The sequence below is a fragment of the Roseibium sp. LAB1 genome (genome assembly GCF_054658235.1).
The window spans coordinates 573,967-587,456 of the sequence record NZ_BAAGIB010000002.1 but is presented as its reverse complement, the minus strand read 5'-3'; the positions used below and the strand labels follow the sequence as shown (position 1 = coordinate 587,456).

Below are 13,490 nucleotides of genomic sequence, written 5' to 3'. Positions count from 1 at the left end.
GATCGCCTCAATATAAAAAGAAGCAATCGAGTTGAATGAAAGTAATGCCAAAACAATATTGTTGCAATAACTACTCTCAAAATATAAAGGGCCATTTGATTAGAGCAACGGTTCAAGGTAGTTTTGTGGAGAATATAGATTCAATCGCACGTTTCAATTCATCTGCGGTTTCCGAGATGTAAACGCCTTCAATTTTTGGATGAAATTTAAATTCTTCTGCCCCAAGTCTATTTGTGATCACTGGTCTTTGGGCTGCGTGTGCTTCAAAGATTTTAAAATTCAATCCGCCTTTTACTGTGATGGGGGCAAAAACTGCGTCCACGAACTTATAAAACGCTTCTGGATTTTTAACATAACCAAGGTTAACTATGTTGGGCTCGTTTGACGCTAGAAATTTTGCTACGTCGCCAGCTACCACAAAAGTACCACCAGCTAGAAAAAAACCTGCTTCTTTAAGTTGCTGAATGCTCACGTTAAGCGCTTCGACATTTGCCTGCATTCTACCACCAAAGAATCCAATTCTAAGGTTCAACTTTTTAGATTTAGCAATAGGTGAGATCCATTTGAAGCTAGGTGGAAGATACTTCAATTTACAATCTCGAGACAACTCCTTAAATCTATTAAAATCTTTCCTTGATATAGCAAGAAAGGTATTTGCCTTTTCTAAAATCGCGTCTTCAGTTTCCTTCTCTTTTTTTAGAAGCCATCTATCAATTGCGCTATTGGTTAGTATACTTGCAGCGCGATCTTGCATAACGTCATGTGTGTCAACAAAAAGTCTTTTTACCTTAAACCTGTTGTCGTACGTCCATATGTAAGAACAAATCAGTACATCAGGATCCATAGCGTTTATAGAACGGACATCTTTATCAGACATCTTGCACGCTAGGAGGCGAATATAAGTTGGTATATAGTCGTCTTTTCGACGGATAAACTTTAAGAGAGAATTTTGTATTTTGTTTTTTATTCTTGCTTTCAAATTTGTACGGTAGCTTTGGAAAGTGACCCCCATTGCGTATAGGAGTGTACGGTACTTTTTAGGAATCTTTACTCCAGCAGGAATAAATATCGTAAGATCAGTTTTTGTGCATAGCGATACCGCTATATCAAAGCATCGCATTGCAGATCCGTTTCGAATCGGGAGTAGCTTTCCTGGGTAAATAAGAAATATTTTCTTTCTTATTGCTTTTCTGTTTGAGAAGTGATCCGAAATTGGTGTTAGGTTATTTTCAAAAAAAACGTAAATACTAGAAACAGCGTGGTTTAATGTTTGAAAAATTGCTTCACGAAATTGATCGACGTTGGGTGAACCAACAAAAATAATCCGCTGCACCTCGAATGGTAACGAAGCAATTTGATGCATCTCGTTTATAAGTATACAAGTTTGATCTATATTGACACTCTCGCGGTCGAGACCATAAACAGCAAAAATGCCGTCGTTAGAAATCCTTGTATTTTTTAAGAGTAGGTTCAGTTCAGAAGTGCAGGTGCATAAGACTAGTGTGCTCATTTTACTTTTTTCTGTAGGCCTCAACCGTTTTTGAGAAACGATCTACAAACTGCTTCGCGGGGATAGAATTTCCAAATTCAGGGTCCACGTATAGTGAACTTTCAAGCCACAAGGCGCAAATAATATCCACAATAGAACGCGACTGGGTTCGAGAACTAATAATAACTTCGTCATGCGTTAGTCCCCAATTGCTATAATATGGTACTCCAAAACACCTGACTGGCTTTTCTGCTATCAATGCCTCAAAACCCATTCCTGAGGTCACAACAAAAACTTTGTCGACTATGTCGAATAGCGAATGAGGGTTAACTTCAGTGTCTATTAAGTGGACTCTGTCTAACGATCTAAATGATGCTATTCTTGAATTGGAAAAATAGCTACTCATCCCGCCTACTGTGGCATCTGGATGTCGCTTCAAAATAATGTCATGGTCTGTATGATCCAAGATCGCCGTTTGTAGCATCCTGTTAAATGATTGCTCATCAGCTAGGCCAGATTTAATTGAAGCATCGCCGAAACGTTGGTCTATTAGAAGTATTTTTTTCCGTTCATCTCTATACTGGTCGAGTGAAAGGTCGGGAGCATGATTATACTTTGATAGACGTTTCTTTCGATAAGAAATCAGAAAATCTGACGCTATTCGAGCGAGTTCTGGAGTAGGCGTCCAATCGCTATTCAGTGTTTGCTGGAATCTATTTTCTGAGCGTGCATCGTAATATGCGCCCAGATCATCACACAAAAAAGATAGTCCTGGACTACCTGTCGCGCCTATTTCAATTGATCGAATGAACCCATCTTCAATTTGAAAGTACGGTCTACCAAGCTTCTTAGAGTTGGTGTCAAACTTTTTCCTAGTGCGGCTCAGAGAAGTGCCCCACCTTAGAAAAATGTCACTACGTGCGCTTTCGTCAGATAGAGAGTACCTATTTCCACCAAATGTTCTTCCTTTAGATTTAGTAGCCTCTAAAATGTATTTTTGCACACCGTTGATGACTTCTAAGTTGTCGAGTTTATTAGCTAAAGAAACACTGTGTACACCGCTATTCATAAATTGCTTGTACTGCTCAAATGATTGGTCACATTCACTTAGAAGGTTAGAAAGGAAAAATGTTGATGAGATATCACGCAGTCCACAAATGCTTGCGCTAGGAAAATAGAGCCTGTTCGTTCCCAAATACAAGAGGTCATCTAAAAGAGCTATTTTATCAACTTCCGTAAGAAAGCCAGCAAAGCCTGATTGAAGCAGATTGGTGACTTCATCGTCGCTGAATATTTTTCCTGATAGGACACCTACATTAGAAAAAGATAAATATTTGTCATAGTTTTTTTCAAATTTTTTCGACACATCTACGATTACGACCGGGTTACCAGTTCCTTCTGCGTATCGTACGACATTCCAAATGATGTTGTCGTCATTTAGTTTGTCAGTGAATAAGAACGTTGGTTTTCTATTATAGTGAAGGCCGCAATGGTATATTACATTTCGAACCTTCATTTCCAAGGGTTTGCTTATATCAATAGGTTGGTATGATCTCGTGTATTCCGACATCGGTAGGCAATCAAAGCCAATTTCCGCAACCGCTCGAGCTATTACGTCTTTATAAGGTACTGAGTCATCCAGGAGCGCAACGGACAGTACGCCCATTTCAAAGTCTTTTTCACATTTAAGTATAGCTGAAATGAGTCTAGTTTTTAGTATCGAAATTATAGAATCTTCAAATAAGTTATCTATCTTTAGCAGAATTGGATTAAATTCATCATTTTTCGCGTCAATCAGAAGATTCCTATGGGAGACAACGATAAGACCTACCTTATTGCCACCGCCAAACGTAGTAAATGCAGTGATGTCGGGATGAAGCGTTCTCGTAGGAGAAGCTGCTGGTTCACCTTCGTCGCCTTTGAAGATATAGTTGTAGGTCTCTACAGCCCAAGGCTGATTCTTTAGCCATTTTGGGCTTCTCTTTTCAATAAAAGAAGAAAGCTTAAATTTACTCATTTTCACTACTATCCTCATCGATCGGAAGTAGCAAGAAGTCTGAGCCAAATGACTTTTTTACGTAATAATTGTGATTGTCGCATAGTGACTTTATAGTGTTAATTTCACTACCAAAAGCCTCCAGCAGCAATATTGGCTTATCCCTTTTAATTGTTTCGATTGCGCCTCCGACCACTTTATCTAGCATACCTTCCACGTCGATTTTTACGAAGCCGACTTTTTCTTCTCTAAAGAGATTGTCGATGCTATCAATTTGGATTTCTCCATCTATATTTTCTTGTATTTCATTTCCGCCAATATTGAAAAAATTATTTTCGTGTAAGGAACCGCGCCCACTACCAGAACCAAGTGCTATGTTATGGAGAACAATGTTTTCGAGATTGTTTAGGTAGATGTTTTGTTCGAAGATAGAAAGTACATGTTCGTTCGGCTCAAATGAAAAGACTTTGCCTGCTCCACATATCATACTAAAGAAGATCGAATGATTGCCAATATTAGCCCCTACATCAATCACATTAAGATTTTTAAGGTCGATTCCGATATTCAACAGGTAGCTAAGTATCTTTATTTGATAAAAATTTCGTCGCCGAATAATCTCGCGTTGCAAAAAATCATAATTCCCTTCAGGAAGATACATTTTAACTAATTTATTTTTGTAATTAAAAGAAAATATACTATCTTCCTGAGCATGAAACTTCTCAATTGCAAAAATAGATCCCTGGAGAAATTCAATGTGATTGCAGATTTTGTCAATTTTGTGAGATAGGCTTTCAATCATTTTTAACAATTGAGCGTCGTTTTCTTCGTGATTGTCAGTCATACTACCTCTATTTTTGCTTCTGCACTTTCTGAGTGGGGCTAACGGCGATGATAGCCAATTAATCTGGTTGTGATTAATCCATGACTGGCTTGGGGTCCATATAATTTGCACGAAAATTCAGTGATTATGTAACTGCTTGCTATCTTAATAAGCAACTTATTTCCAGTCTGAGTGGTAATGCTCATATATCTCGGCAAGTCTCCCCGCACCTACCAAGCTTCATTGGTCGATTGCCCGACTCTAACTGAGTGTTGAATTTACTCAGGTCTTTATAGGCTAAAAAATCCAGATGCATCTCGGTGAATGACGTGCTCATCATATCATGGATCAATTTAGATATTTCTATCTATCCTAAGTGCATTTTAGAACATTTCGTGATTGTCGTACTTTGAAACTTGTAGTTAACTGTAAGTAGTTCTTCTGCGAAGCGTTGCGTCGTTAATATGTCCAGCCGAACTGACTGCGGTGCAAAATACTCTCTTGAATAAAGTGGGGGTTGGGATAAGTCTTCGGAATTAAAGAATTTATTGAATTTATTGGGAATTTTGATGGTGCTGCCGGAGAGATTTGAACTCTCGACCTCTCCCTTACCAAGGGAGTGCTCTACCCCTGAGCTACGGCAGCATCTGGCTTGTCTTGAGGACAGGCGCGGCGTCGAACTTTTTGCTTGAAAAGCTTGAGTTGCGAGACGCAAGTGCTGGTGCCGATCAGCGGTGCCGACCGGAATGAGGGGGCTTTTGCCATAAGAGCATCTAGGACGCAAGCAGTGTTTTGGGATTTTTTTCCGCCATCTTGTGCCCCATTCGGACAAAGCATGGGCGATTGACAAGATAGCAGCGGAAAGCCTCGGCTTTTGCGCCAGTTTCGTCTGTGGATATTAAGCAATCTCAATAGCTCTGGTGAGAAGCGGACTGATGATCTCAGGCCTGGTGCGGCATCCGGTTCCGGAGCGAGGCGGCAGAGGAGGTGGCTGGAGAAGTGGAGTGCTTGGCCGGGAGGCAGGTGCCGGGCACAGCAAGGTGTGCCGGCCCACACAGGCATATATGTGCGGGCCTTCGTGCGGCAGCGCGGCGGGTCCTCATCTGATACCGGAGCGGTGCTCAAGGCCGGATGCCCTTGAAGGGGCAGAGACCTTATCAGTTGATAAGAGAACGCATCCCGTCTGTTCTTGAGAATGGGCAGGATGCCTAGGCAAACTGTGGGCAGGTTGCTAGACAGGTGGATGACGACATCATCATACAGGCGCACCATGGCCGACAAAGACCAGCAGCACCAGTCCGTTGGAAGCGACGGCGACAAAACCGGTAAAAAACGGGATGAAAAGCCGGCTGACAAAGCGGGCGCAAAATCCCGCGACGACCGGCTGGCCGAAGCCTTGAGGGCCAATCTGCGCCGCCGCAAGTCTGCAGCCAGGACGCGGGACATCGACTGAGGCCGGTAAATCGGGCCGCGGGTCCGAAACCCGTGGCCCAGAATTTGCCCGCTTGCCGCCGGTTGCCTGCCTTGCATGGGCCATAAGTTGCGTGTAGACCGCACGCTTGATGTGAGTTTATTGACGTTTGCAAAGGGATGGCCGTGCGCTCTGCACGGTTTTGTTCGGGGAAAAACATGGACAGTATCAAGGTTGTTGGCGGTGCGGAGCTGAATGGTGTCATTCCGATCTCCGGTGCCAAGAACGCGGCACTGCCGCTGATGATCGCATCGCTCCTGACGGACGAGACCCTGACACTGTCCAATGTGCCGCGCCTGCGCGACGTCGCTCAGCTGATGCAGATCCTGTCCAACCACGGTGTTGATTATTCGGTCAACGGCAAGCGCAGCGGACAGGACGATCTGGCCGGGCAGACACTGAACCTGACGGCTCGGGAAATTGTCGACACCACCGCGCCCTATGAACTTGTCTCGAAGATGCGTGCCAGCTTCTGGGTTATCGGTCCGCTGGTGGCCCGCAGCCACGAAGCCCGTGTGTCGCTGCCCGGCGGTTGCGCGATCGGCACACGCCCGGTGGATTTCTTCATCGATGGCCTGGCAGCGCTCGGCGCCGATATCGAGATCGACGGCGGCTATGTGATCGTCAAGGCTCCTGGCGGGCTGAAAGGTGCGCGCGTCGAGTTCCCGAAAGTATCCGTTGGCGCGACCCATACCATCATGATGGCGGCGACGCTGGCCAGCGGCGAGACGGAAATCGTCAATGCCGCGCGCGAGCCGGAAGTGGTCGATCTTGCCAAATGCCTCAAGGCCATGGGTGCGAAGATCGAAGGCGAGGGGACATCTACCATCCGCATCCAGGGTGTGCCGCGCCTTCATGGTGCGCATCATGCCGTCGTTCCGGACCGTATCGAAACAGGCACCTACGCCATGGCGGTTGCCATGACCGGCGGCGACGTTCTTCTGCAGGGAGCCCGTTCGGACCTTCTGGAATCGGCGCTTGAAACCCTGCGCCAGACCGGTGCGGACATCACGCAGACTGCAGACGGCATCAAGGTTTACCGAAACGGCAACGGCATCCAGCCGGTGGATATCACCACCGAGCCGTTCCCGGGCTTTCCGACCGACCTTCAGGCCCAGTTCATGGCCCTGATGACAATGGCAGGCGGCACAAGCCGGATCACCGAAACCATTTTCGAAAACCGCTTCATGCACGTGCAGGAACTGGCCCGCCTCGGCGCACAGATCCATGTGGACGGCCGCACGGCGACCATCGACGGCGTTTCCACGCTTCGTGGCGCACCGGTCATGGCAACCGATCTGCGGGCGTCCGTGTCGCTGGTGATTGCCGGTCTGGCCGCGGAAGGCGAAACGACGGTCAGCCGCGTCTATCACCTCGACCGTGGCTTCGAGCGTCTGGAAGACAAGCTCACCCGCTGCGGCGCGAAGATCGAGCGCATCTCGGCCTGATCAAGCTTTGATTTTCTTTGTTGAAGGCCAGGGCAGGTTTTTGTCTGCCCGGTTGAAACGCGGAGAAAGCTCTGCGGAGCTGAACTCTTTGCCCGTAACACCGTCTGCCTGAATATGATGCCATTTGTCGGATCAGGTCCGGCAACGACGGTTTGCGAGCGGTGACAAGACACACGCCGTCCTTTGGATGGTTTGCTTTCCTGAAACCTACTCCGCCCCGCGCCGTTTGATCACACGGCCTCGCGAGGTAAAGGACGGGCCTGGGCCGCCGCTGCCGCTGGTCATGATAGCTTCGGCAATCGGGCTGAGGGCAGGGCTCTGCGACGACCACACGAGCAGGAAATTTGCGCCGACACCGCCGGTGGTATCGTTGATCGGGATCAGCACGGACTTCGACTGCAGGGGAGCCATGTCCAGCGGTGTCTCCAGCAGCTTGCGCAACAAGATGCCGTCCTCGTTGTGATAATCGATCTGCTGGAGCGTGATTGTGGTTTCCGGGTCGACATTGTGAACCGCAAGCGTTGCTGCCAGAAGGTCGGACCGGTTCGGGTGGGAAAAGACCCGGGAATAGGCCGGCACGTAGATGGTTTCGCCGAGCACCTTTTCTGTGAAGTCCTGTGCCTTGGCCCGGGGATGTGCCGGAAAGAAGAACAGGCTGCCTGCCAGCAGTCCGAGACAGGTCAATCGTTTCAGCATTTCGTGCCCGAGCGTTCGTGTGATGATAGGGTCCCGGAGATACTTTCCAGAATGCATGCCCTGATTGCAAGATGGAAGGACGCTGCGGGCCGGCTTTGAATGGTGTTGGAATGGCCTGCGGGAAGATGTTGGAGCGACTGCATGAATGCACAGACAATCCGTTTTCTGGTCCAGCTGGCCTTTGCCTTTGCGGCCTTGTTCGCCGTCGTCTTCGTTCCTGCACCCTATGGGCCGTCGCTCGGCTTTTTTCTGCTGGTCTTCGGGCTCTGGCTCGGCCGGCGGATCTTCAAGCGGATTGCCTCGCTGGATGAGATCAAGTCGGATTTGCGCCAGCGTGTGGACGAGGGGCCTTGAGCATAACATGAGGGCCGTCGGTGGGGTCCTTGCTGCTGCCGGGCCTCTTTCACGGCATTGGAGATTGCCAAATCTGTTATTCCCCATTAGGCAACAGCCTTGGGACCGGGCAGAAAACGCTTATATGCGTCCTGCCTGACAACGCATGACCGGATCAGAACAAGACCAAATGGATCAGCTGAAACTTGCCGCCCTTGACCAGGAAGACCTTCAGGTTCTCTCCGCCCATCTGCAGGACGCCGTGATCACCGTCGCGGATATCCGGTATCTGCCGAACGAGCAGAAGGCCGTGTTCGTGATGAACCGGTTCGTCTGGGACAAGCAAGCCGACAAGAGGTCGAAGAAACACGAGCGCCGGCGCGCGGCGCTGGCCTTTGCCCAGGTCAAGGCCATGAAGGCGCAGAACATCAACCAGAAGGCCAAAGGCGCCGTTCTGGAACTGCTCGCCGTCACCTTCGAGCCGGGAGAAGAGCCCGCCGGCACGATCCAGCTCGCCTTTGCGGGCGGCGGCAGCCTCTTGCTCGAGGTCGAGTGTATCGAGGCTCAATTGTCGGATCTGGGAGCTGCCTGGTCCACGCCGAACCTGCCGCAGCACGATCTCGGCTAACACCCCGCACGGAATGACAGACGGTGCCCGGCACCGCACAGGATGGAGAAACGCGTGGTTCTACGCCTTAACATCAAAGACGCCCGCTTTGAGGACCAGTTCAAGGCGCTCCTTTCCGGCAAACGGGAAGTGTCGGAGGATGTCGATCAGATCGTCCGGGACATTCTTGAGCATGTGCGCAGGGAAGGCGACAAGGCCGTCCTGGACTATACGGCGAGGTTCGACCGACTGCAGGCAGAGAGCATGGCCGAGCTGACGGTTTCCGCTGCCGAGATTGATGCGGCACTTGCGAAGGTGCCGCAAGAGACGCTGGACGCCCTGCAACTTGCCCACGACCGCATCCATGCCCACCATGCGCGCCAGATGCCGAAGGACGACCGCTATACGGACCCCATCGGCGTGGAACTGGGCTCGCTCTGGACTGCGGTCGAGGCGGTTGGCATCTATGTGCCCGGTGGCACCGCCAGCTATCCGAGTTCGGTTCTGATGAACGCGGTACCGGCCAAGGTTGCAGGCGTGGAACGCATCGTGATGGTGGTGCCGAGCCCGGACGGGGTGTTGAACCCGCTGGTGCTGGCCGCTGCCAGAATTGCAGGCGTCACGGAAATCTACCGCATTGGCGGGGCCCAGGCTGTCGCGGCGCTTGCCTATGGGACGCAAACCATTGCCCCGGTCGCCAAGATCGTCGGACCGGGCAACGCCTTTGTGGCGGCCGCCAAGCGTCGTGTCTTCGGCACGGTCGGCATCGACATGATCGCCGGCCCGTCCGAAGTGCTGATCCTGGCGGACAGCGGCAACAATGCCGATTGGCTTGCAGCCGACCTGCTTGCCCAGGCCGAGCACGATACGGCCGCCCAGTCTATCCTGATCACCGACAGTGATGACCTTGCGAACCAGGTGGAAGCTGCTGTCGAGGCTCAGCTGAAAACCCTGCCGCGCGAGGACGTCGCCCGCGCAAGCTGGCAGGATTACGGCGCCATCATCCTGGTGGACGACCTGGAGGCCGCAATGCCGCTTGCAAACCGGATCGCCCCGGAACACCTGGAGCTGGCCGTCACCGATCCGGAAGCGCTGTTGAAGAAGGTGCGCAATGCCGGAGCCGTGTTCCTGGGGCATTATACGCCTGAAGCGATCGGCGACTATGTCGGCGGGTCCAATCACGTGTTGCCGACGGCCCGTTCTGCCCGGTTTTCTTCCGGCTTGAGTGTGCTGGAATTCGTCAAACGCACCTCGATCCTGAAATGCAATGCGGATAATCTGCGTCAGCTCGGACCAGCGGCAATCGCTCTTGGCGAATCTGAGGGGTTGTCGGCGCATGCGCGCTCTGTTTCCATCAGGCTGAATATGTAGCTCCCGACTTGAACAAGAGGCTTCGACCAGATGAGCGAACCGCAACCGGATCCCGAACCGCAGAAAACCGGCAGCAGGCTGGTCGACGTGGTTTTGGACGAAGCCTCCATCGCTCGCTCGACGCCGGAAGTGGAACACGACCGCGCCGTTGCGATCTACGACCTGATTGAGGAAAACACGTTCCAGCCGGTCGGGCATCCGCCCGCCAACTACGTGCTCTATCTGTCGGTGATCGAAAAGAAGCTGGTATTCCGCATCAGGACCGATGATGACATCGAAGTCGTCACCCATGTTCTGTCGCTGTCTCCACTGCGCAAGATCGTCAAGGACTACGACTTGATCTGCGACAGTTATTACGAGGCGATCCGTCACGCGACGCCAAGCCAGATCGAGGCAATCGACATGGGGCGGCGCGGCGTTCACAACGAAGGCTCTGCCATTTTGATGGAGCGGCTTGAAGGGAAGATAGAAGTCGACATGCAGACAGCGCGGCGGCTGTTTACCCTCGTTTACGCCTTGCACTGGAAGGGCTGACAGATATGGCCGGGCCGGGCATGCGTCCGACTGCGGTGCTATTTGCCTGCGGAATGAATTCCGTACGCTCGCCTATGGCCGAGGCGCTGACAGCCAAACTCTTCCCGGGCCAGATCTATGTTCGCTCGGCCGGAGTGCGATCCGGCAAGGTTGACCCCTTCGTGGATGCGGTGATGGCGGAAATCGGCGTCGACATGAGCCGGCACACTCCCAAGACCTTCGAGGACCTGGACGAATCCGGTTTCGATCTTGTGGTCACTCTCGCTCCAGAAGCGCACCACAAGGCCCTCGACATGACGAGAACGGAAGCGGTCGAGGTGGAATACTGGCCGACACTCGATCCAACCCTTGCCACCGGCAGCCGGGAACAGATCCTGGACGAATATCGGGCCGTGCGCGATCAACTGATGATGCGCATCAAGAAGCGCCTTGACTGGGCCCCGCCACCAAGCGGCTGAACCTGAAGGAAACGAATGAAATACGAGATTACCTCTCCGGTCCTGACCGACCGGCTGGTGCTGCGACCTATGGAAGCTTGCGATGCTGAGGCTCTTCATGCCTACCAGTCTTTGCCGGAGGTCGCGCGTTACCAGTTTTGGGAACCACGAAGCCTGGAGAAGATCCGGAAAAAGCTGACCGAATGGACAGAAATGCGCCGGCTGGACGGAGAAGGAACATTGGCTTTCGCGGTCGAGAGCAAAGAAAACGGCGCACTCATCGGTGACGTCTCCCTTCGCGTGACCAATGTCGAGGCCCGCCAGGGAACCATCGGATTCACCTTGAATCCACAGTACCAGGGCAGGGGCTATGCCACGGAGGCCGGCCGCGCGCTGCTGTGCATGGGGTTTGAGGATCTCAATCTGCATCGCATCTTCGCCAGTTGTGATGCCCGCAATGATGGCTCCTGGGGTGTGATGGAGCGTCTGGGGATGCGCAGGGAGGCCCATTTTCGCGAACATGCCCTGTTCAAGGGCGGTTGGGACGAAGAGTTCTTTTATGCATTGCTTGAAGACGAGTGGCGTGAACAGCAGGCAAATGCCGGGTTTTCCGGTTCTGACCGCGCAGGAAATGTAACTTGCCAAGGGTGAAGCAATAGATCTGGCAGTTTCTTTGCATAGCGGTGGAAAGAAAGGTTCACTTTCTGTTGCTAATCCGTTAGTTTCCCCCGCACCCGCGGGCAGGGCCCGCTTTATTCAGGATATCAAATGGCCAAAGAAGAAGCTCTGGAGTTTCCGGGCGTCGTAACAGAACTGTTGCCGAATGCGACGTTCCGCGTAAAACTGGAAAATGATCACGAAATCATCGCCCACACGGCAGGGCGTATGCGCAAGAACCGGATCCGCGTCCTGGCGGGTGACAAGGTCCTTGTCGAAATGACCCCGTATGATCTTACCAAGGGGCGGATCACCTACCGCTTCAAGTAAGCGGTTCCTTCATGGTGACCCCGGCTGCAAGGCTCGCTCTTAAATGACCAATGCCCCTCAGTTGATCCTGGCCTCCGCCTCGCCGCGCCGCCTCGCGCTGCTGCAGCAGATCGGACTGGAGCCGGATCACCTTTTGCCGGCCGATATCGACGAAACGCCGAAAAAGCACGAAACGCCGCGCAGTCTTGCGCTGCGCCTGGCGCGGGCCAAGGCTGAAGCCGTTCGACAGATGGCCGATGCGTCGGAAACCATGCAGGACAGTGTGGTTCTGGCTGCCGATACCGTGGTTGCGGTCGGCCGCCGGGCATTGCCGAAGGCCGAACTGACCGATCAGGCGCTCATGTGCCTGTCTCTCTTGTCCGGCCGCGGCCACCGGGTGTTCACCGGAGTGGCCGTCGCAGAGGCAAACGGCAAGGTTCGGTCCAAGCTTGTGGAAACCCGTGTGCGTTTCAAGCGCCTGTCGCGCAAGGACATGGACGATTACATTTCCTCGGGCGAGTGGCGCGGCAAGGCCGGTGGATACGCCATCCAGGGGCTTGCGGGCAGTTTTGTCGTCAAGCTGGTCGGGTCCTATCCGGCCGTTGTGGGGCTGCCGTTGGTTGAAACCGCTAACTTGCTGAGTTCGGCCGGCTACCCTGTTCATCAGGGGTGGGCAACCGCAGCAGCCTGATGCAGGCAGTTGCGCCTTGGGCTGGCCGATGATCCATAGCCAGGCTGCTTTTCCGGCGGCCGGCTGCAGGCAGAAATCCGGAGAGTGAAATGGCCGAAAGCCAGAAACCCGAACGGCGCATGCGCCCGTGTCCGATCTGCTCGAAATTGTCGACGCCGGACGATTATCCGTTCTGCTCGGATCGCTGCGCCAAGATCGATATGAACCGCTGGTTCTCCGAAGGCTACACCATTCCTGTGGTGGAGACCGACGATATCGACGAGAGCAATTTTCCAGACGAAGACCGCTCCTGAAGCAGGTTGCGGGAGATGTGGTCCCGCAGATTATGTGCTGGCAAAGCAACTGCCGGTCCCGTGCCCTTGTTTACGGCACCTGGCAGCGTGACAGCCGCTCTTTCCTGACTGTTTATCCGAAAACGCCTGAACACCGCATGTTGCCTGTGTTTTCAGGATGAGCCTCACGTTGGCTCCTCCAGACTGTCGCTCGTGGATGCGATGGAGTGGAGTTGGCGGGATTGTGCGATTTTTAGGCAGGGCTGCAAAAATATTTATCCAGCAAAATTTTTTTCAGTTTCATGCCGCCAGACACTTGCAGCTGTCATAAAACTGAACCAAGATCTTTTTATACCGGC

The 13,490-nt window shown here is 52.1% G+C and carries 15 protein-coding genes and 1 tRNA gene; 11 read left to right on the top strand and 5 right to left on the bottom strand.

What is annotated here, in order from left to right:
• Positions 1-112: 112 nt before the first annotated feature.
• The 4 genes from ACYQ54_RS12655 to ACYQ54_RS12640 all read right to left on the bottom strand — a co-directional run bounded on the left by ACYQ54_RS12655 (position 113) and on the right by ACYQ54_RS12640 (position 4,950).
• Positions 113-1,510 (bottom strand): glycosyltransferase, encoded by a 1,398-nt coding sequence (locus ACYQ54_RS12655; protein WP_460082746.1) that lies wholly within the window; start codon positions 1,508-1,510, stop codon positions 113-115.
• Between the two features lies 1 nt (position 1,511).
• Complete coding sequence (locus ACYQ54_RS12650; protein ID WP_460082744.1) at positions 1,512-3,506, bottom strand: capsular polysaccharide export protein, LipB/KpsS family; 1,995 nt, start codon at positions 3,504-3,506, stop codon at positions 1,512-1,514.
• The gene (locus tag ACYQ54_RS12645) at positions 3,499-4,326 is read right to left on the bottom strand and encodes an FkbM family methyltransferase (RefSeq protein WP_460082743.1); all 828 of its coding nucleotides are present in this window, start codon (positions 4,324-4,326) and stop codon (positions 3,499-3,501) included. The genes ACYQ54_RS12650 and ACYQ54_RS12645 overlap by 8 nt, the downstream gene beginning before the upstream one ends.
• 549 nt (positions 4,327-4,875) lie before the next feature.
• Positions 4,876-4,950, bottom strand: a tRNA-Thr gene (locus ACYQ54_RS12640).
• A gap of 598 nt (positions 4,951-5,548) precedes the next feature.
• On the opposite strand from ACYQ54_RS12640, the gene ACYQ54_RS12635 reads away from it, so the two are divergent.
• Positions 5,549-5,758, top strand: a complete 210-nt coding sequence (locus ACYQ54_RS12635) for a hypothetical protein (protein WP_460082741.1) — start codon at positions 5,549-5,551, stop codon at positions 5,756-5,758.
• A gap of 176 nt (positions 5,759-5,934) precedes the next feature.
• A complete protein-coding gene (murA, locus tag ACYQ54_RS12630) occupies positions 5,935-7,224 on the top strand; it encodes a UDP-N-acetylglucosamine 1-carboxyvinyltransferase (RefSeq protein WP_460082740.1) in 1,290 nt (429 codons plus the stop codon).
• A 207-nt stretch (positions 7,225-7,431) separates the two neighbouring features.
• Here the strand turns inward: murA and ACYQ54_RS12625 are convergent, their stop codons facing one another.
• Entirely contained in the window at positions 7,432-7,920 is a 489-nt protein-coding gene (locus ACYQ54_RS12625) for a DUF3124 domain-containing protein (RefSeq protein WP_460082738.1), read from the bottom strand.
• A 141-nt stretch (positions 7,921-8,061) separates the two neighbouring features.
• Between ACYQ54_RS12625 and ACYQ54_RS12620 the strand changes: the two genes are divergently transcribed.
• From ACYQ54_RS12620 to yacG, 9 genes are all read left to right on the top strand, one after another.
• Entirely contained in the window at positions 8,062-8,274 is a 213-nt protein-coding gene (locus ACYQ54_RS12620) for a hypothetical protein (RefSeq protein ID WP_460082737.1), read from the top strand.
• Positions 8,275-8,443: 169 nt separating this feature from the next.
• On the top strand, positions 8,444-8,881 hold the full coding sequence (locus ACYQ54_RS12615) for a DUF2948 family protein (protein WP_460082735.1): 438 nt from the start codon (positions 8,444-8,446) through the stop codon (positions 8,879-8,881).
• 42 nt (positions 8,882-8,923) lie between these two features.
• Complete coding sequence (gene hisD, locus ACYQ54_RS12610; protein WP_460082733.1) at positions 8,924-10,231, top strand: histidinol dehydrogenase; 1,308 nt, start codon at positions 8,924-8,926, stop codon at positions 10,229-10,231.
• Between the two features lie 30 nt (positions 10,232-10,261).
• Positions 10,262-10,765 carry a UPF0262 family protein gene (locus ACYQ54_RS12605; protein WP_460082731.1) on the top strand — a complete coding sequence of 168 codons (504 nt, stop codon included), beginning with the start codon at positions 10,262-10,264 and terminating at the stop codon, positions 10,763-10,765.
• A gap of 5 nt (positions 10,766-10,770) precedes the next feature.
• The gene (locus ACYQ54_RS12600; protein WP_460082729.1) at positions 10,771-11,223 is read left to right on the top strand and encodes an arsenate-mycothiol transferase ArsC; all 453 of its coding nucleotides are present in this window, start codon (positions 10,771-10,773) and stop codon (positions 11,221-11,223) included.
• A 15-nt stretch (positions 11,224-11,238) separates the two neighbouring features.
• The gene (locus tag ACYQ54_RS12595) at positions 11,239-11,853 is read left to right on the top strand and encodes a GNAT family N-acetyltransferase (RefSeq protein ID WP_460082727.1); all 615 of its coding nucleotides are present in this window, start codon (positions 11,239-11,241) and stop codon (positions 11,851-11,853) included.
• Between the two features lie 117 nt (positions 11,854-11,970).
• Positions 11,971-12,189: a translation initiation factor IF-1 gene (gene infA / locus ACYQ54_RS12590; protein ID WP_006939340.1), complete on the top strand. Its 219-nt coding sequence runs from the start codon at positions 11,971-11,973 to the stop codon at positions 12,187-12,189.
• Between the two features lie 43 nt (positions 12,190-12,232).
• Positions 12,233-12,859 carry a Maf-like protein gene (locus ACYQ54_RS12585; RefSeq protein ID WP_460082725.1) on the top strand — a complete coding sequence of 209 codons (627 nt, stop codon included), beginning with the start codon at positions 12,233-12,235 and terminating at the stop codon, positions 12,857-12,859.
• Between the two features lie 89 nt (positions 12,860-12,948).
• Entirely contained in the window at positions 12,949-13,152 is a 204-nt protein-coding gene (gene yacG, locus ACYQ54_RS12580; RefSeq protein ID WP_148584685.1) for a DNA gyrase inhibitor YacG, read from the top strand.
• Positions 13,153-13,490 lie beyond the last annotated feature (338 nt).